The sequence below is a fragment of the Streptococcus infantis genome, from assembly GCF_047465185.1.
GTDB lineage: Bacteria > Bacillota > Bacilli > Lactobacillales > Streptococcaceae > Streptococcus > Streptococcus infantis_O.
The window spans coordinates 332,046-350,947 of sequence record NZ_JASHAJ010000001.1; the positions used below are offsets into that span (position 1 = coordinate 332,046).

The window sequence follows — 18,902 nt, forward strand, 5'->3', positions numbered from 1 at the left end:
GCTATAAATTGCAAGAAAAACTTGTAAACCTATTTCTTTTATGTTATTCTTTTACCAACCTATTTTAGGAGGTACAATCATGGAATTATTATTTATCAAACTAGCGAAGCATCAAATTATCGAAACAGAACGCTTAGTACTTAGACCAGTAACACTTGATGATGCAGAAGCCATGTTTGAATATGCTTCAGACAAGGAAAATACACGCTACACTTTTCCAACCAATCAAAGTCTGGATGAAACCAAGAATAATATTGCCCAGTTTTATTTAGCCAATCCATTGGGCCGATGGGGAATTGAACTAAAAAGTACTGGAGAGTTTATCGGAACTATTGACCTGCACAAGTTGGATACTGTTCTTAAGAAGGCAACCATTGGTTATATTATCAATCAAAAATATTGGAATCAAGGTTTGACAACTGAAGCCAATCGAGCTGTAATTGAACTGGCTTTTGAAAAGATAGGAATGAATAAGGTAGATGCCTTTCATGATAAGGATAATCCCGCATCAGGAAAGGTCATGGAGAAATCAGGAATGCGTTTCTCTCACGAAGAACCATATGCTAGAATGGATAAAAATGAACCTGGAAGATTCGTAACAGATGTCCATTATGTCTTGACCAAGGAAGATTATTTTGCAAATAAGTAAGCAGTTGAAAAGATTTTTCAGCTGTTTTTTCTTTCTCTTACGAATAAGCTAAGAGAGGAGAAAATATGGAAGAACTTATTGAGAAAATCAAAGAATATAAAATCATTGTTATCTGTGCTATTTTGGGTTTAGTCTTGGGTGGATTTTTCCTCCTAAAGCCAGTTGTTCAAGCACCTGCTAAGGAAAGCAATTTGCAAACAGAAGTTACAACTGTTTCAAAGGATTCGACGGAGGAAAAGGAAGATAAAAATCAGAAGGAAGAAGTGGTGGAGCAAGATCTGATTACTGTTGATGTAAAAGGTGCGGTCAAATCACCTGGAATCTATGATTTGCCAGTTGGAAGTCGTATCAACGATGCTGTCCAAAAAGCTGGTGGCTTGACAGATAATGCTGATAGTAAGTCTATCAATCTTGCCCAGAGAATTAGTGACGAAGCACTTGTTTATGTTCCGACTAAGGAAGAAACTACCAGTCAAGAGGCGCATTCAAATGCTTCCAACACCAAAGAAAACAAGAAAGTCAATCTCAATAAAGCCAGTTTAGAGGAGCTGAAACAAGTCAAGGGGTTGGGAGCCAAACGTGCTCAGGATATCATCGACCATCGTGAGTCCAACGGTAAGTTTAAGTCAGTTGATGAGCTCAAAAAGGTTTCTGGTATTGGTGCAAAAACGATAGAAAAGTTAAAAGAGTATGTTACAGTGGATTAGTCGATTTCCCATCCCCAAAATTTATCTTAGTTTTCTTTTACTATGGCTCTACTATGCTATTTTTTCAGCAAGCTTTTTAGCACTCTTGGGCTTTGTCTTTTTACTGCTCTGCCTCTTTTTTCAATTTCCATGGAAGACTGTGGTCAAGGTTCTCTTTGTTTGTGGACTATTTGGTAGCTGGTTTATATTTCAAAAATGGCAACAAGAAGAAGCGAGTCAACATCTTGTTGACTCCGTTAATACGGTACGAATCTTGCCTGATACTATCAAGGTGAACGGTGATAGTCTAGCCTTTCGTGGGAAGGCTGATGGCAGACTCTTTCAGGTCTATTATAAATTCCAGTCAGAGGCTGAAAAGGAAAGGTTTAAAGAGTTATCTGAACTGCACGAGATAGTAATAAAAGGAAAGCTAGCTATTCCTCAAGGAGCAAATAATTTTGCTGGATTTGATTATCGAAACTATCTCAAAACACAGGGGATTTATCAGACCTTAACTATATCAGAAATTGTCGAATTAAAGAAAGCATCCAGCTGGGATATAGGAGAAAATCTATCCATCTTGCGGAGAAAAGCAGTTGTCTGGATAAAAAGGAAATTTCCTGACCCCATGCGTAATTATATGACAGGTCTTTTATTAGGGCACTTGGACACAGATTTTGAGGAAATGAATGAACTCTATTCCAGTCTAGGGATTATTCACCTTTTTGCTTTGTCAGGGATGCAGGTTGGTTTCTTCATGAATGCTTTTAAAAAGTCACTCTTACGATTAGGTTTGACGCAAGAGAAGTTCAAATGGCTTGCTTATCCCTTTTCTTTGGTCTATGCAGGTTTGACAGGGTTCTCAGCTTCTGTTATTAGAAGCCTGTTGCAAAAACTTTTGGCGCAGCATGGCTTCAAGGGACTGGATAATTTTGCTTTGACGATTCTTATTCTATTTCTTATCATGCCGAATTTCTTCCTAACTGCTGGTGGAGTGCTCTCCTGTGCCTATGCCTTTATCCTGACCATGACTGGTGAAGAAGTAACAGGGATAAAAGGTCTAGTTAGAGAAAGTTTCATTATTTCCTTAGGAATTCTGCCAATTTTATCATTCTATTTTTCTGAATTTCAACCTTGGTCCATACTCTTAACCTTTGTCTTTTCTTTTTTATTTGATATGGTCTTGCTACCACTTTTATCAATGCTCTTCTGTCTATCATGGATATATCCTATTACCCAGTTTAACTTTCTCTTTGAATGGCTGGAAAACATCATACGCTATGTATCTCAGCTATCTACTAGACCCTTTATTTTGGGTCAACCTAATCTCTGGGTTTTGGTATGTCTATTAGTCTCTTTGGCGCTGATTTATGATTATCGTAAAAATTTGAAGAAAGCACCTTTGCTTATCCTATTTATCGTTTTACTTTTCTTAGTAACCAAACATCCACTGGAAAATGAAATCACAGTCCTAGACATGGAGCAGGGACGGAGCATTTTTCTAAGAGACATGACAGGAAAGACAATATTACTGGATGTCGGTGAAAAGTTAGCAGTTGAGAAAAAAGAAACTTGGCAGGAGAAAGTCACCTCGAGCGTTGCTAAACGGAGTTTAATTCCCTATCTGAAAAGTAGAGGAGTGGCAAAGATTGATCAGCTTGTTTTAACGGATAGTGAGCCTAAGCAACTAGACCACTTACTAGAAATTAGTAAAGCCTTCAATCTTGGAGAGATTCTAGTAACTGAAGAAACTCTATCTAAAAGAGAATTTATGGATAAATTAAAGGAAAGTAACTTGAAAGTACGTCCTATTAAAACAGGAGAGCAGTTATTTATTTTTGGGAGTAGTTTAGAAGTAATCGAAAATCAAAACAGTGATAGTAAAGTCTCAATAGCAATGTATGGAAAGCTACTAAATCAAACTTTTCTAGTCACTGGAAATATAGAGGAGAAGTTCTTAACCAAGTCTTATCCAAAAATCCAAGCAGATGTAGTGCTAACTCATCAGCAAGCATTGAAGAAAAAGACTGATGTTGAAGTCTTCGAAATCTTCCAGCCTAAAATCACTGTCATTTCTGTTGACAAGAAGAAAAAATTCAAAGAAAAAAATGAGGAAAGTAACCAAGAACTCGAGAATTCAATTTACAAGACGGACCAAAAGGGTGCCATTCGTTTTAAAGGTTGGAGTGCTTGGCAAATAGAAACAGTTCGCTGAGCTTAGCTTTTCAAGAAAATTAAAATTGTCTAAACAATCAATCAAAACTTGATTTTAGAACATTTTTGCTATAAAATGGTAAAGATTAGTGTCAAACTTTTATATTGCAAATAGGAGAAAACATGACAAAAACTTTGAAACGTCCTGAGGTTCTATCACCTGCAGGAACACTTGAAAAACTAAAAGTAGCTGTTCAATATGGAGCAGATGCTGTCTTTATCGGTGGTCAAGCCTATGGTCTTCGTAGCCGTGCAGGGAACTTTACTTTCGAACAAATGGAAGAAGGAGTTCAGTTTGCGGCTAAGTATGGCGCTAAGGTTTATGTAGCGGCTAATATGGTTATGCACGAGGGAAATGAAAAAGGTGCAGGAGAATGGTTCCGTAAATTGCGTGATATCGGAATTGCAGCGGTCATCGTATCAGACCCAGCCTTGATTATGATTGCGGCAACTGAAGCACCAGGTCTTGAAATCCACCTTTCTACACAAGCTAGTGCGACTAACTATGAAACATTAGAATTCTGGAAAGAACTTGGTTTAACTCGTGTCGTTTTGGCGCGTGAGGTTTCTATGGAAGAGTTGGCAGAAATCCGCAAACGTACAGACGTTGAGATTGAAGCTTTCGTTCATGGAGCTATGTGTATCTCATATTCTGGCCGTTGTACGCTCTCTAACCACATGAGTATGCGCGATGCCAACCGTGGTGGATGTTCACAGTCTTGTCGCTGGAAATATGACCTTTATGATATGCCATTTGGTAAAGAACGTAAGAGCCTCAAGGGAGAAATTCCTGAAGAATTCTCTATGTCTGCGGTTGATATGTCTATGATTGACCATATCCCAGATATGATTGAAAATGGAGTGGACAGTTTGAAGATTGAAGGTCGTATGAAGTCTATCCACTATGTTTCAACAGTAACAAACTGCTACAAGGCTGCAGTCGATGCTTACCTTGAGAGCCCTGAAAAGTTTGAAGCAATCAAGCAAGACTTGATTGATGAAATGTGGAAGGTAGCCCAACGTGAATTGGCTACAGGATTCTACTATGGAACTCCATCTGAAAACGAACAACTGTTTGGTGCTCGTCGTAAGATTCCAGAATATAAGTTTGTAGCGGAAGTAGTAGATTATGATGATGCTACACAAACAGCAACTATTCGTCAACGGAATGTTATCAATGAAGGTGACCAAGTTGAATTCTATGGTCCAGGTTTCCGTCATTTTGAAACCTACATCGAAGACCTTCATGATGCTAAAGGAAATAAAATCGACCGTGCACCAAACCCAATGGAACTTTTGACCATCAAGGTTCCTCAACCAGTACAAGCTGGCGATATGGTACGTGCTTTGAAAGAAGGTCTGATTAATCTATACAAAGAAGATGGGACAAGCGTCACAGTTCGTGCCTAGAAAAGGATTAGATAATGATTCAAGCTCAGGGCTTACTAGTTGATGATGAAAGCAGATGTGCTCATTACCATAGTGACAAAGATATCGTAGCACTTCAGTGCTATGATTGTAAGAAATACTACGCCTGTTATCAGTGTCACAATGCTATAGAAGCACATACATTTTGTCCTTATCCTTTAAATCTGAAAGAGGATAGACCCATCTTATGTGGATCCTGCGGGAATACACTAACGTATGTCGAGTATACCGAGAAGGGAACTTGTCCATTTTGTAAAGCTGCATTTAATCCAGCTTGTCAAAATCATCACTCAATTTATTTCAGATAAAAAATGATACATCCGAGTTGTAAAACTCGGATTTTTGTTTTCAGAAAACATAGAAAGATAGTAAAAGGTTCGTGAAAGGTTCGTGAAAAGGGAATAAAATTTTCTATATAATTGTCTTGAAAATCGTAAAATTGGAAATAAATGATTCAAAACGCTTCCATTCCTAGTAAAAAGTTGACAAAAGCAAATTTTAGGACTAAACTAGGGAGGTAAATTTAATTTAAAAAAGGAGAATTCGTCATGAATTTAACATTTTTCGGACTTTGTCTTGCCTGTATGGGTGTATCTCTTGCAGAAGGATTTTTGATGAACGGTTTGTTCAAATCTGCAGCACGCCAACCAGATATCATCCCACAATTGCGTAGTTTGATGATCATGGGGATTGCCTTTATCGAAGGAACATTCTTTGTAACCTTGGCGATGTCATTTGTCATTAAATAGACAACTCTATTTAGAAATGGAGGTGTCAAACCATGGAAGAAAGTTTGAATCCAACCGTTAATATTGGACCAATATCCTTTGATTTGACCCTGCTTGCCATGTCTCTTGTAACTGTTTTGATGGTTTTTGCCTTTGTCTACTGGGCAAGTCGTGAAATGACCATCCGTCCAAAGGGCAAACAAAATGCTCTTGAGATGATTTATGACTTTGTGATTGGTTTTACCAAACCAAACATTGGAGAATCATACATTAAGGATTATTCCTTGTTTCTGTTTTCTCTATTTCTGTTTATCTTGGTTGCCAACAATATTGGCTTAATGGCAAAGGTACAAACAACAAACGGTTATAACTTGTGGACTTCCCCAACAGCTAACCTTGGATACGATTTATCCCTCTCATTATTGATCACTTTGATCGCCCATGTAGAAGGAGTTCGTCGTAGAGGCGTTAAAGAATATTTGAGAGCATTTGTTACACCTGGCTTTATGACTCCGATGAACATTTTAGAAGAGTTCACCAATTTTGCTTCCTTGGCGATTCGGATCTACGGAAATATTTTTGCCGGTGAGGTCTTAGCTGGATTGCTATTGACCTTGTCACAAAATGCTTTGTATTGGTATCCTTTTGCCTTTATTGCAAACATGTTATGGACAGCCTTTTCGATTTTCATTTCATGTATTCAAGCTTATGTATTTACCATGTTGTCATCTATGTACATTGGTAAAAAAATAAATGAAGGGGAAGAGTAAGTAGAGGAGGATTAGAAGATGGATTTAACTATTAGTACCATTATTGGTGACTTTATTCTGATCGCTGGTTCCTTCCTTTTATTGATCTTTTTAGTGAAGAAATATGCTTGGGGAAATATTACCAGTGTCTTAGATGAACGCGCTGAAAAGATTTCTTCAGATATTGATGGTGCCGAGGAAGCCCGTAAAAAGGCAGAGGAACTTGCTAGCAAACGCGAAGCTGAGTTAGCAGGAAGCCGTACCGAAGCTAAAACTATTATCGAGAATGCAAAGGAAACAGCTGAGAAAAGTAAAGCTGATATTTTGGCTGAAGCTAAACTTGAAGCAGGGCGCTTAAAAGAAAAAGCCAACCAAGAAATTGCTCAAAATAAAGCTGAAGCTTTACAAAGCGTTAAGGGAGATGTAGCTGATTTAACAATTAGTCTAGCTGGAAAAATCATCTCTCAAAACCTTGACAGTCAAGCCCATAAAGCACTCATTGATCAGTATATCGATCAGCTAGGAGAAGCTTAATGGACAAAAAGACTCTAAAGGTAATTGAAAAATACAGCATGCCTTTTGTCCAATTAGTGATTGAAAAAGGAGAAGAAGATTCTATTTTTTCAGACTTGTCTCAAATCAAGCAAGTATCTGAAGAAACAGGCTTACCTTCTTTTTTAGCTCAGGTGGCAGTAGATGAGTCGGATAAAGAAAAAACGGTTCGTTTTTTCCAAGACTCTGTGTCATCTTTAGTGCAAAACTTTATCGAGGTTCTACTTTACAATCACAGATCAAACCTATTTTATGATGTGATTGTAGATTGCTTGAATCGTCTTGAAAAAGAAACCAATCGTTTTGAAGTGACTATTTTGTCTGCACATCCTTTGACTGATGAACAGAAAGAACGACTAATTCCTCTAATCGAGAAAAAGATGTCTCTAAGAGTTCGTAGCATTAAGGAAAAAATTGACGATAGTTTAATCGGTGGTTTTGTTATTTTTGCCAATCACAAGACAATTGATGTGAGTATTAAACAACAACTTAAAGTTGTTAAGGAAAATTTGAAATAGAAAGTGGTGTTCTTTTGGCAATTAACGCACAAGAAATCAGCGCTTTAATTAAGCAACAAATTGAAAATTTCAAACCCAATTTTGATGTGACTGAAACAGGTGTTGTAACCTACATCGGTGACGGGATTGCGCGTGCACATGGACTCGAAAACGCCATGAGCGGTGAGCTGTTGATTTTTGAAAATGGCTCTTATGGTATGGCGCAAAACTTGGAATCAACAGACGTCGGTATTATCATCCTTGGGGACTTTACAGATATTCGTGAAGGCGATACAATTCGTCGTACAGGGAAAATCATGGAAGTTCCAGTTGGTGATAGCTTGATTGGACGTGTTGTCGATCCACTTGGTCGTCCTGTAGACGGACTTGGTCCAATCAACACAGATAAAACTCGTCCAGTTGAAGCACCAGCTCCTGGTGTTATGCAACGTAAGTCTGTATCAGAACCATTGCAAACTGGTTTGAAAGCTATTGACGCCCTTGTTCCAATCGGTCGTGGCCAACGTGAGTTGATCATCGGTGACCGTCAAACAGGGAAAACAACTATCGCTATTGACGCTATCTTGAACCAAAAAGGTCAAGATATGATCTGTATCTATGTAGCGATTGGACAAAAAGAATCAACAGTTCGTACACAAGTAGAAACACTTCGTCAGTACGGTGCCTTGGATTACACAATCGTTGTGACAGCCTCAGCTTCACAACCTTCACCATTGCTTTTCCTTGCACCTTATGCAGGGGTTGCTATGGCGGAAGAGTTCATGTACCAAGGGAAGCATGTGTTGATCGTTTATGATGACTTATCTAAACAAGCGGTAGCTTATCGTGAACTTTCTCTCTTGCTTCGTCGTCCTCCAGGTCGTGAAGCCTTCCCAGGGGATGTCTTCTACCTTCACAGCCGTCTACTTGAGCGTTCTGCTAAGGTTTCAGATGAGCTTGGTGGTGGATCTATCACTGCTCTTCCATTTATCGAGACCCAAGCTGGAGATATCTCAGCTTATATCGCCACAAACGTAATCTCTATTACGGATGGACAAATCTTCCTAAGTGATAGTCTCTTTAATGCGGGTATTCGTCCGGCTATTGATGCAGGTTCTTCTGTATCTCGTGTTGGTGGTTCTGCTCAGATTAAAGCCATGAAGAAGGTTGCTGGTACTCTTCGTATCGACCTTGCTTCATACCGAGAGTTGGAAGCCTTCACCAAATTTGGTTCAGACTTGGATGCAGCTACACAGGCTAAATTGAACCGTGGTCGTCGTACTGTAGAAGTATTGAAACAACCTGTTCATAAACCACTACCTGTTGAGAAACAAGTAACCATTCTTTATGCCTTGACTCATGGATTCTTGGATACTGTATCAGTAGATGATATTGTCCGTTTCGAGGAAGAGTTTCATGCCTTCTTTGATGCCCAACATCCTGAGATTTTGGAAACTATTCGTGAAACAAAAGACTTGCCAGAAGAAGCAGTCTTGGATGCTGCGATTACCGAGTTTCTCAATCAATCCAGCTTCCAATAAGAATAGAGGTGTCAGATGGCAGTATCTCTAAATGATATTAAAACAAAAATCGCCTCAACGAAAAATACTAGTCAAATTACTAACGCCATGCAGATGGTTTCTGCAGCTAAGTTAGGTCGTTCTGAAGAAGCTGCACGCAACTTCCAGATTTATGCTCAAAAAGTCCGTAAACTCCTTACAGATATCCTTCACGGTGATGGTGCTGGCGGATCAACGAATCCAATGTTGATTAGTCGCCCTGTCAAAAAAACAGGCTATATCGTCATTACATCTGACCGTGGTCTTGTTGGAGGATATAACTCTTCAATCTTGAAGGCTGTCATGGAACTGCAACAAGAATACCATCCTTCAGGTGATGATTTTGAAGTCATCTGTATCGGTGGTATGGGAGCAGACTTCTTTAAAGCTCGTGGTATTCAGCCAATTTATGAATTGCGTGGTCTAGCCAGTCAACCAAGCTTCGATGAAGTTCATAAGATTATTTCAAAAACCATTGAAATGTATCAAAATGAACTTTTCGATGAGCTCTATGTTTGCTACAACCACCACGTGAACACACTGACAAGTCAAATGCGTGTGGAGCAGATGCTTCCAATTGTCGACTTGGACCCAAATGAAGCAGATGAAAACTACAGCTTGACATTTGAGCTTGAAACAAGTCGTGAAGAAATCTTGGATCAACTATTGCCACAGTTTGCAGAAAGTATGATTTACGGTGCTATTATTGATGCCAAGACAGCTGAAAATGCTGCTGGGATGACAGCTATGCAGACAGCGACAGATAATGCTAAAAAAGTTATTAATGATTTGACAATTCAGTATAACCGTGCCAGACAGGCGGCGATTACACAAGAAATTACAGAAATCGTAGCAGGAGCTAGTGCTTTAGAATAAAGCATCTTGCTCAGAGAAATGAACTTAGGACCTAGTCATACTAGGAACCGATAGTATCTTATACAGAATAGGAGAAGTAGATGAGTTCAGGTAAAATTGCTCAGGTTATCGGTCCCGTTGTAGACGTCATGTTTGCAGCAGGTGAGGAACTACCAGAGATTAATAATGCACTTGTCGTCTACAAAAATGACGAAAGAAAAACAAAAATCGTCCTTGAAGTAGCCTTAGAGTTGGGAGATGGTATGATTCGTACCATCGCTATGGAATCAACTGATGGTTTGACCCGTGGTTTGGAAGTATTGGACACAGGTCGTCCAATCTCAGTACCAGTTGGGAAAGAAACTCTAGGACGTGTCTTCAACGTTTTGGGAGATACCATTGACTTGGAAGCTCCTTTTGGTGAAGATGCAGAGCGTCAGCCAATTCATAAAAAAGCACCAACTTTTGATGAATTGTCTACCTCTTCAGAAATTCTAGAAACAGGGATCAAGGTTATCGACCTTCTTGCCCCTTACCTTAAAGGTGGTAAGGTCGGGCTCTTCGGTGGTGCCGGAGTTGGTAAGACCGTATTGATCCAAGAATTGATTCACAATATTGCCCAAGAACACGGTGGGATCTCAGTATTTACTGGTGTTGGGGAACGTACTCGTGAAGGGAACGACCTCTACTGGGAAATGAAAGAATCAGGCGTTATCGAAAAAACAGCCATGGTATTTGGTCAGATGAATGAGCCACCAGGAGCACGTATGCGTGTTGCCCTTACTGGTTTGACAATCGCTGAATACTTCCGTGATGTAGAAGGTCAAGATGTTCTTCTCTTCATTGACAACATTTTCCGTTTCACACAAGCTGGTTCAGAAGTATCTGCCCTTTTGGGTCGTATGCCATCAGCCGTTGGTTATCAGCCAACCCTTGCAACAGAAATGGGTCAATTGCAAGAACGTATCACTTCAACTAAGAAGGGTTCTGTAACCTCTATCCAGGCCATCTATGTGCCAGCGGATGACTATACTGACCCAGCGCCAGCAACAGCTTTTGCTCACTTGGATTCAACAACCAACTTGGAGCGTAAATTGGTACAATTGGGTATCTACCCTGCCGTTGACCCTCTTGCTTCAAGTTCACGTGCTTTGGCACCTGAAATCGTTGGAGAAGAGCACTATGCAGTAGCTGCAGAAGTGAAACGTGTGCTTCAACGTTACCATGAGTTGCAAGATATCATCGCTATCCTTGGTATGGATGAACTTTCTGATGAAGAAAAGACTTTGGTTGCTCGTGCACGCCGTATTCAGTTCTTCTTGTCACAAAACTTCAACGTTGCGGAACAGTTTACTGGTCAACCAGGATCTTATGTTCCAGTAGCTGAAACAGTTCGTGGCTTCAAGGAAATTCTTGACGGTAAACACGATCACCTTCCAGAAGATGCCTTCCGTGGAGTAGGTTCAATCGAAGATGTTATTGCTAAGGCTGAAAAAATGGGATTTTAAGAGGTGATCTATGGCACATTTAACTGTCCAGATCGTGACACCAGATGGCCTCGTCTATGATCACCATGCCAGCTTTGTATCGGTACGAACTCTGGATGGTGAGATGGGGATCTTGCCACGACATGAAAATATGATTGCGGTTCTAGCAGTTGATGAAGTAAAGGTTAAACGCATCGATGATGATACTCATGTGAACTGGATTGCAGTAAACGGAGGAATCATTGAGATTGCTAATAATGTCATTACCATTATTGCTGACTCAGCTGAACGTGCGCGCGATATTGATGTTAGTCGTGCAGAACGTGCTAAACTTCGTGCAGAACGTGAAATCGAAGAAGCACAAGACAAACACTTAATCGACCAAGAGCGCCGTGCTAAAATTGCATTGCAACGTGCTATTAACCGTATTAATGTCGGAAATAAATTATAAAATAAAAAAGAACTTGATCTTTATTCAAGTTCTTTTTTTTGTTAGTTATGAAAACTAATGCAGACCGCTTCAGGTACATGAAAGTCATTCGAAAGTTCTGCAAGTCGACCAGTTTCAGGATTGCGTTTAAAGACTGTCGCATTATCAGAATCCTGGTGAACAGCGATGAGGAACTCCTGGTCAGGTGATAAATCAAAATCACGTGGATTTTTCCCATGTGTTGGAACAATCTCTAATAACTCCAAGCTACCATCTGCTAAAACGCTATAGACAGCAATAGAATCATGTCCTCGGTTAGAAGCGTAGAGGAATTTACCATCTTTTGAGAGACGAATAGCGGCAGTTCCATTGAAACCATCATAGTCATCTGGTAAGGTTGAAATGACCTGCATTTGTTCAAATTCTCCGACACCATCGTAAATCAATACTTCAATCGTACTATTGAGTTCACAAATGAGATAAGCAATCTTGTAGTGGTGGTGGAAAACAAGGTGGCGAGCTCCAGCACCAGGATTAGAATTGTAGCTTGCTAATTTCTTTAATTTTCCTTCTGGACTGACATCGTAGGTAGTAACTTGGTCAGTACCTAAGTCACAAGTTACTAAATATTGGTCTGGTGTTAAATCTGTGTAGTGTACGTGAGGAGAAGTTTGGTTTTCATGTGGACCATGGCCGGTATGTTGAGCAATATCAGCTAATTTAAGACTGCCATCTTCTTTTCGTTTATAGACTAGCACCTGTCCTTTATGGTAGTTAGCGCCATAGACTAGCCCTCGTTTCTCATCAACTGCAACATAGCAGTGAGGTGCCCCTTCTTCAACGACGTGATTAAGTAGAGTCCCATCAGTCTGATAAGCTGCAATTCCCCCTTTGCCATCATGGCTTCCAACTGTGTATAAATGCTGGTCTTGATCAAAGGCCAAATAGGTTGGACTTGGTTCTGCTGCAAAGAGCTCTAGATTTGAGAGTTTGCCTGTTTCTGTATCAAAATCAGCCTTGTAGATCCCTTGAGAAATACGGCGTGTATAAGTTCCAAAATAGACTGTTTCTTTCATATTCATACCTCTAGAAAAATATACTTCAATTATAACATAAAAAGGTCTACTAGATGAAAAATCTAAGTCAGTAAAATAGCTCTTCCCTTGTCAAGAAGACAAATTTATCCCTTGCTAAAAGACTATAAAAAACCCTTATTTTTCTTAAAACATGGTATAATGTTAGGACAAAGGAAAGGAAGAAAAAATGGAACAAAAAGAGAAACACTTTACCTTATCTTGGTTTTTTAAATGGTTTTTAGACAATAAAGCGATCACTGTTTTCTTGGTAACCTTGTTATTAGGTCTCAATATTTTTATTCTCAGTAAAATTAGCTTTTTATTTTTCCCAGTTATAGACTTTTTATCAGTAGTCATGTTGCCGGTTATCTTATCGGGTCTACTTTTTTACCTCTTAAATCCACTAGTAGATCTGATGGAGAAGTACAAGATTAACCGTGTCTTAGCCATTAGTATTATCTTTGTCATTATTGCCATTCTCTTGATTATTGGACTAGCCGTTGCAATTCCAAACCTTCAACGTCAAGTAGTAATTTTTGCGCAAAATGTCCCAAGTTATCTAGAGGATGCTGATAGAGTCATTAATGACCTTATAACCAAGCGTTTGCCAGATGACTTTAGACCCCAACTGGAGCAAGTTTTAGCTAATTTTTCAACACAAGCAACTGCTTGGGCAAGTAATATTTCTTCTAAGGCTGTTAACTGGGTAAGTGCTCTTATCAGTGGAACGTCACAGGTCATTGTCGCTCTGATCATCATGCCATTTATGCTCTTTTATCTCCTTCGAGATGGAAAAGGACTTAGAGACTATATTACTCAATTCTTACCAAATAAATTGAGAGAACCAGTTGGTAAGGTTCTTTCAGAAGTCAATCAACAACTTTCCAATTATGTTAGAGGACAAATTACGGTCGCTGTAATCGTAGCTATCATGTTTATTATCTTATTCAAGATTATAGGACTTCGTTATGCTGTTACTTTAGGTATTACAGCCGGTTTTCTCAATTTAGTTCCTTATCTAGGTAGTTTTCTTGCAATGATTCCAGCCCTTGTTTTGGGTTTGATTGCTGGTCCTGTTATGCTCTTAAAAGTTATTATCGTTTTCATTGTAGAGCAAACTATTGAAGGACGCTTTGTATCACCATTGATTTTAGGAAGCCAATTGAATATTCACCCAATCACAATTCTTTTTGTTCTATTAACTTCAGGATCCATGTTTGGTATTTGGGGTGTATTGCTAGGTATTCCAATCTACGCTTCCGCAAAAGTAGTCATCTCAGCAATATTTGATTGGTATAAAGGAGTTAGTGGACTTTATGAACCAGTAGAGGAGACTGAAGGTGAACAATAGTCAACAAATGCTCGAAGCCTTGGAGCAACAAGATTTATCAAAAGCAGAATCTTTTTTCCAAAAAGCCCTAGAGGAAGATTCAGATGAAGTTCTTCTTGAACTTGCTGCATATCTCGAAGGGATTGGTTTCTATCCACAGGCAGCACAAATCTATGAGAAACTAGCACCAAAATTTCCAGAAGTCTACATCAATCTAGCTGCTATAGCTGGTGAGGATGGACTTATCGAAGAAGCTTTTGATTATTTAGAGAAGATTGGTCCGGAAAGTGAATGGTACGTATCAGCTCTTGCCTTAAAAGCAGATTTATATCAGATGGAAGGATTGACAGATGTTGCGCGTGAGAAGCTCTTAGAAGCTCGTAACTACTCTGATGACCCTCTCCTGATATTTGGACTAGCTGAACTAGATAGTGAGCTAGGAAACGATTTAGAAGCCATTAAAGGCTATGCTCAATTAGATAATCGAGTTATCTACGATCAAACTGGAATTTCGACCTATCAGAGAATTGGTCTTGCTTATGCACGACTTGGTAAGTTTGAATCTGCAATAGAATTTTTAGAAAAAGCCTTAGAATTAGAATATGATGACCAAACAGCCTTTGAGCTTGCAAGTCTCTATTTTGATCAAGAGGACTACCAGAAAGCCGTACTATACTTTAAACAACTAGACACTATTTCCCCAGATTTTGAGGGTTATGAATATGGTTATAGTCAAGCCCTTCATAAAGAGCATCAGACAGAAGAGGCTCTTAAAATAGCTCAACAGGGCTTGTCAAAAAATCCTTTTGAAACTCGGCTCTTACTCCTTGCATCTCAGCTATCTTATGAGTTACATCAACCTGAGCAAGCAGAAACTTATCTGATTCAAGCACAAGAAAATGCTGATGACCAGGAAGAAATTTTGCTACGCTTAGCTACCATCTACCAAGAACAAGAAAGATACGAAGATATTCTAGCTTTAGCGGTCTATGAACCTGAAAACCTCTTGACTAAATGGATGATTGCTCGAAGTTATCAAGAGACTGAAGAATTAGATGCAGCATATGATCTCTATAAGGAACTTGCTACTGAACTCAAGGATAATCCAGAGTTTTTGGAACAGTTTATTTATTTGTTAAGAGAGTTAGGTAAGCTAGAAGAAGCAAAAGACATCATTCAATCCTATCTACAATTAGTACCCGATGATTTACAAATGCAAGATTTGTATGATTATTTATCTTAAATACAAAAGATAATCACCAAGCATAGGTGATTTTCTTTTTTTAATAAAAAGAAGTATAAATGCTTTAAATTTAGGTGGATTGAGTATGAACTTTTAGTATTTTTTTGATATAATTGTTATAGTTATAAGTTGAATAATCAACAATAGTAAAAATAGAAAGATTAGCAAAATGACAAAAGTAAAAATTGTAACGGATTCTTCGGTTACTATTGAACCGGAAGTGGTTAAAGAATTTGATATTACTGTTGTTCCACTATCTGTAATGATTGATAGTGTCCTTTATTCAGATGCAGATCTCGAAGAAGGAGAATTTCTTCGCTTGATGCAAGCTAGTAAAAATCTTCCCAAGACTAGTCAACCACCAGTGGGACTCTTTGCAGAAATTTTTGATGATTTGGGTAAGGATGGTAGTCAGATTCTAGCTATTCACATGTCCCATGCTTTATCAGGAACTGTTGAAGCGGCTCGTCAAGGAGCAAGTTTGTCAACAGCAGATGTCACTGTTTTGGATAGTTCATTCACAGATCAGGCATTGAAGTTCCAAGTTGTAGAGGCAGCGAAATTAGCACAAGAAGAAAAAGACTTTGAAACTATTCTAACCCATGTAGAGGACGTAAAAAATCACACTGAACTCTACATCGGTGTTTCAACTTTAGAAAATCTTGTAAAAGGTGGTCGCATTGGCCGTGTTACTGGTTTGCTGAGCTCTTTACTTAATATTCGAGTAGTTATGCAAATGAAAGACCATGAGCTTCAACCGATTGTCAAAGGACGTGGTTCAAAAACCTTTAAGAAATGGTTGGATGAGTTAGTAGCCACTCTTTCAAATCGTTCAGTAGCTGAGATTGGTATTTCTTATGCAGGTACAAATGAATTTGCAAACGAGATGAAAGCTGTTCTACAACCTTACGTTGAAAAACCGATTTCAGTCCTAGAAACAGGCTCAATTATCCAAACTCACACCGGAGAAAACGCCTGGGCGATCTTAATTCGCTATAATTCCTAAAAAAATGAAGAAAAATCAATAAAAACGTGTTTTTGACTTGACCTAAAAGGAATTTTAGGTTATGATTATAAGTGTTAATTAGAAATAATTTTGGAGGATTCATTAACATGGCAAACAAACAAGATTTGATCGCTAAAGTAGCAGAAGCTACAGAATTGACTAAGAAAGATTCAGCAGCAGCAGTTGACGCTGTATTCGCAGCTGTAACTGAATTCCTTTCAGCTGGTGAAAAAGTTCAATTGATTGGTTTTGGTAACTTCGAAGTTCGTAAACGTGCAGCTCGTAAAGGTCGCAACCCACAAACTGGTAAAGAAATCAAAATCAAAGCTTCTAAAGTTCCAGCATTCAAAGCTGGTAAAGCTCTTAAAGAAGCAGTTAAATAATGATTTTATAAAAAGTCTGTCATATTAAGTGACAGGCTTTTTTGTTTGTAGGGAGCATGAAAGTAGTAAGGGAAGTTAAAATAGTACTTCTAGTCGAACTACATTTGAAAAACTCATCGATGATGCTCATGAAAGCAACAAAAAAACAACTTCGATTCGAAGTTGTTTTTGTTCAACCTTATGCAAGTAATGCGGTTGATTATTTGAGACCGTATTTTTTGTTGAAACGATCCACGCGTCCATCTGCTTGAGTGAACTTTTGACGTCCAGTGTAGAATGGGTGTGAGTCTGATGAAATTTCCACACGGATCAATGGGTAAGTTTCGCCTTCGAACTCAACAGTTTCGCTAGAGCGTTTTGTTGAACCGCTAAGGAATTTGTAACCAGTAGTTGTGTCCATGAAGACAACTGGGCGATATTCTGGATGGATATCTTTTTTCATTTTGCAATATTTCCTTTCTGCCATGGTCTCTTTGCGAGCCATAGATTGTTACCATACTAGTCTATCAGATTCTGAAAAGTTTGGCAAGCTTTTTATCTATTTTTCAGCAAGTTTTTTAATTTTTGGTAGATGAGCTCGTTCTCTTCTAAACTATACGAATTTGCCCCACTAGCAAGAGGATGGCCACCGCCATCATGTTCTTTTGCGACACCATTGATAGGGACAAATTTACTGCGAAGACGTACGCGGTAGTGACCATCTGCTTGCTCCACAAAGATTCCCCAAAGGCTAATAGTATCGATACGGCCCGGAGCTCCAACGATGGCTGCTGTTTCCGCATCAGTAACGTCGTATTTCTTCAAGATTTCTTGGGTGAGAGTGATACGAGCAGCACCATTTTCATCAACTTCTAAGTGATCATAGACATAACCCTGGAGTTTGGCAATCTTAAAGCTTATAGTATCCATTTTACGAGTTAATTCAGCGTAGTCAAAGTTATGCTCTCTGAGTTGACTTGCCATACGAAGCGTGCGTGCAGAAGTAGAAGGGTAGAGAAAACGGCCGGTATCACCAATAATTCCAGCGCAGAGCATTTTAGCAGCGTAGTCGGATAATTCTAAGTTAGTTGCTTCAGCAAAAAGAGCAATCATCTCACTCGCACTACTAGAGTTCGTATCTACCCAAACAAGATCGCCGTAAACTTCGTCATTTGGATGGTGGTCAATTTTGATAATTGTCTCAGCATTAAGATATCGTTTATCATCAATACGTGCTGTGTTTGCTGTATCACAGATAATGGCAAGTGCACCTTGATAGTCTGTGTCCTCTACCTGATCCATTTTAGCAAGCCAAGTTAAGGTTGGTTCATTAAAACCAACTACTTTTATCGTTTTTTCTGGAAAATGATGCTCAAGCAAGGCTTTTAAACCTACCTGACTCCCCAAAGCGTCAGGATCTGGTTTCATATGACGATGGATGATAATAGTATTATATGCTTTGATTTTTTCTAAAATTTGGTGACAAATTTCCATAATGAACCTCAATTCTTTCTCATTTCATTGTAGCACAAGAGTTTTTATTTTTAAAATGAAAAAGATGTGATATAATGGAGAAAGATTAATTGAGGAGGACCTTATGGCATTAGCAAAAATTGTATTTGCCAGTATGACCGGTAATACTGAAGAAATCGCTGATATTGTAGCAGATAAATTAAGAGAATGTGGTTTAGAAGTGGATGTTGATGAGTGTACAACCGTTGACGCTTCTGACTTTTTAGAAGCAGACATCGCCATTGTCGCAACCTATACCTACGGAGATGGAGAATTACCAGATGAGATGATGGACTTCTACGAAGATCTAGCAGACCTCAACTTGAGCGGTAAAATCTATGGTGTAGTCGGATCAGGTGATACTTTCTACGATGAATTCTGTAAAGCTGTTGATGACTTCGACCGAGTATTTATCGCTACTGGAGCTGAAAAGGGTTCAGAGTGCGTTAAAGTTGACCTTTCTGCCGAGGAAGAAGATATTGAACGCTTGGAGCAATTCGCAGAAGAATTGGCTGCTAAAGTAGGATAAGCATGAAGTG

General features: G+C 39.0%; 21 protein-coding genes. 18 read left to right on the top strand and 3 right to left on the bottom strand.

The genetic code is table 11. The features are described 5' to 3' along the window. The first annotated feature begins 79 nt into the window (after positions 1–79). The 13 genes from QM382_RS01645 to QM382_RS01705 all read left to right on the top strand — a co-directional run bounded on the left by QM382_RS01645 (position 80) and on the right by QM382_RS01705 (position 11,855). Positions 80–649 (top strand): GNAT family N-acetyltransferase, encoded by a 570-nt coding sequence (locus QM382_RS01645; protein ID WP_414272219.1) that lies wholly within the window; start codon positions 80–82, stop codon positions 647–649. Between the two features lie 65 nt (positions 650–714). Further along, on the top strand, positions 715–1,356 hold the full coding sequence (locus tag QM382_RS01650) for a helix-hairpin-helix domain-containing protein (RefSeq protein WP_414272220.1): 642 nt from the start codon (positions 715–717) through the stop codon (positions 1,354–1,356). Continuing rightward, positions 1,340–3,550, top strand: a complete 2,211-nt coding sequence (locus QM382_RS01655) for a ComEC/Rec2 family competence protein (protein WP_414272221.1) — start codon at positions 1,340–1,342, stop codon at positions 3,548–3,550. The genes QM382_RS01650 and QM382_RS01655 overlap by 17 nt, the downstream gene beginning before the upstream one ends. A gap of 122 nt (positions 3,551–3,672) precedes the next feature. Further along, the gene (locus QM382_RS01660; protein WP_414272222.1) at positions 3,673–4,959 is read left to right on the top strand and encodes a peptidase U32 family protein; all 1,287 of its coding nucleotides are present in this window, start codon (positions 3,673–3,675) and stop codon (positions 4,957–4,959) included. A gap of 14 nt (positions 4,960–4,973) precedes the next feature. Continuing rightward, the gene (locus QM382_RS01665) at positions 4,974–5,285 is read left to right on the top strand and encodes a CHY zinc finger protein (protein ID WP_414272223.1); all 312 of its coding nucleotides are present in this window, start codon (positions 4,974–4,976) and stop codon (positions 5,283–5,285) included. A gap of 240 nt (positions 5,286–5,525) precedes the next feature. Further along, positions 5,526–5,726, top strand: a complete 201-nt coding sequence (locus QM382_RS01670; RefSeq protein ID WP_001054551.1) for a F0F1 ATP synthase subunit C — start codon at positions 5,526–5,528, stop codon at positions 5,724–5,726. A 32-nt stretch (positions 5,727–5,758) separates the two neighbouring features. After that, positions 5,759–6,475, top strand: a complete 717-nt coding sequence (atpB, locus tag QM382_RS01675; protein WP_178894902.1) for a F0F1 ATP synthase subunit A — start codon at positions 5,759–5,761, stop codon at positions 6,473–6,475. 18 nt (positions 6,476–6,493) lie between these two features. Further along, positions 6,494–6,988 (top strand): F0F1 ATP synthase subunit B, encoded by a 495-nt coding sequence (atpF, locus tag QM382_RS01680; RefSeq protein WP_414272224.1) that lies wholly within the window; start codon positions 6,494–6,496, stop codon positions 6,986–6,988. Next, a complete protein-coding gene (locus QM382_RS01685) occupies positions 6,988–7,524 on the top strand; it encodes a F0F1 ATP synthase subunit delta (protein ID WP_414272225.1) in 537 nt (178 codons plus the stop codon). The genes atpF and QM382_RS01685 overlap by 1 nt, the downstream gene beginning before the upstream one ends. Before the next feature lie 14 nt (positions 7,525–7,538). After that, complete coding sequence (atpA, locus tag QM382_RS01690; protein WP_414272227.1) at positions 7,539–9,044, top strand: F0F1 ATP synthase subunit alpha; 1,506 nt, start codon at positions 7,539–7,541, stop codon at positions 9,042–9,044. Positions 9,045–9,059: 15 nt separating this feature from the next. Next, positions 9,060–9,938, top strand: coding sequence for a F0F1 ATP synthase subunit gamma (locus QM382_RS01695; protein ID WP_195183333.1), 879 nt, complete (start codon positions 9,060–9,062; stop codon positions 9,936–9,938). Between the two features lie 80 nt (positions 9,939–10,018). Next, positions 10,019–11,425 (top strand): F0F1 ATP synthase subunit beta, encoded by a 1,407-nt coding sequence (atpD, locus tag QM382_RS01700; RefSeq protein ID WP_414272228.1) that lies wholly within the window; start codon positions 10,019–10,021, stop codon positions 11,423–11,425. Positions 11,426–11,435: 10 nt separating this feature from the next. Continuing rightward, on the top strand, positions 11,436–11,855 hold the full coding sequence (locus QM382_RS01705; RefSeq protein ID WP_006148659.1) for a F0F1 ATP synthase subunit epsilon: 420 nt from the start codon (positions 11,436–11,438) through the stop codon (positions 11,853–11,855). A gap of 41 nt (positions 11,856–11,896) precedes the next feature. On the opposite strand, the gene QM382_RS01710 is transcribed toward QM382_RS01705, so the two are convergent. Further along, complete coding sequence (locus QM382_RS01710; RefSeq protein ID WP_414272229.1) at positions 11,897–12,910, bottom strand: lactonase family protein; 1,014 nt, start codon at positions 12,908–12,910, stop codon at positions 11,897–11,899. 187 nt (positions 12,911–13,097) lie between these two features. Here QM382_RS01710 and QM382_RS01715 point away from each other — a divergent pair, with 187 nt between their 5' ends. The 4 genes from QM382_RS01715 (at position 13,098) to QM382_RS01730 (ending at position 16,872) form a co-directional block, all read left to right on the top strand. Continuing rightward, the gene (locus tag QM382_RS01715; protein ID WP_414272230.1) at positions 13,098–14,261 is read left to right on the top strand and encodes an AI-2E family transporter; all 1,164 of its coding nucleotides are present in this window, start codon (positions 13,098–13,100) and stop codon (positions 14,259–14,261) included. Further along, positions 14,251–15,483: a tetratricopeptide repeat protein gene (locus tag QM382_RS01720; RefSeq protein ID WP_414272231.1), complete on the top strand. Its 1,233-nt coding sequence runs from the start codon at positions 14,251–14,253 to the stop codon at positions 15,481–15,483. The genes QM382_RS01715 and QM382_RS01720 overlap by 11 nt, the downstream gene beginning before the upstream one ends. Positions 15,484–15,652: 169 nt before the next feature. Next, a complete protein-coding gene (locus tag QM382_RS01725; protein WP_414272232.1) occupies positions 15,653–16,489 on the top strand; it encodes a DegV family protein in 837 nt (278 codons plus the stop codon). A 107-nt stretch (positions 16,490–16,596) separates the two neighbouring features. Further along, positions 16,597–16,872 carry an HU family DNA-binding protein gene (locus tag QM382_RS01730; protein WP_004253345.1) on the top strand — a complete coding sequence of 92 codons (276 nt, stop codon included), beginning with the start codon at positions 16,597–16,599 and terminating at the stop codon, positions 16,870–16,872. A 199-nt stretch (positions 16,873–17,071) separates the two neighbouring features. Here the strand turns inward: QM382_RS01730 and QM382_RS01735 are convergent, their stop codons facing one another. Together QM382_RS01735 and QM382_RS01740 are read right to left on the bottom strand one after the other, a co-directional pair. Then, complete coding sequence (locus tag QM382_RS01735) at positions 17,072–17,314, bottom strand: type B 50S ribosomal protein L31 (protein WP_004253349.1); 243 nt, start codon at positions 17,312–17,314, stop codon at positions 17,072–17,074. 92 nt (positions 17,315–17,406) lie between these two features. Beyond that, the gene (locus QM382_RS01740; RefSeq protein ID WP_254724103.1) at positions 17,407–18,345 is read right to left on the bottom strand and encodes a DHH family phosphoesterase; all 939 of its coding nucleotides are present in this window, start codon (positions 18,343–18,345) and stop codon (positions 17,407–17,409) included. Between the two features lie 103 nt (positions 18,346–18,448). Between QM382_RS01740 and QM382_RS01745 the strand changes: the two genes are divergently transcribed. Further along, positions 18,449–18,892 carry a flavodoxin gene (locus QM382_RS01745; RefSeq protein WP_004253355.1) on the top strand — a complete coding sequence of 148 codons (444 nt, stop codon included), beginning with the start codon at positions 18,449–18,451 and terminating at the stop codon, positions 18,890–18,892. Positions 18,893–18,902: the final 10 nt, after the last annotated feature.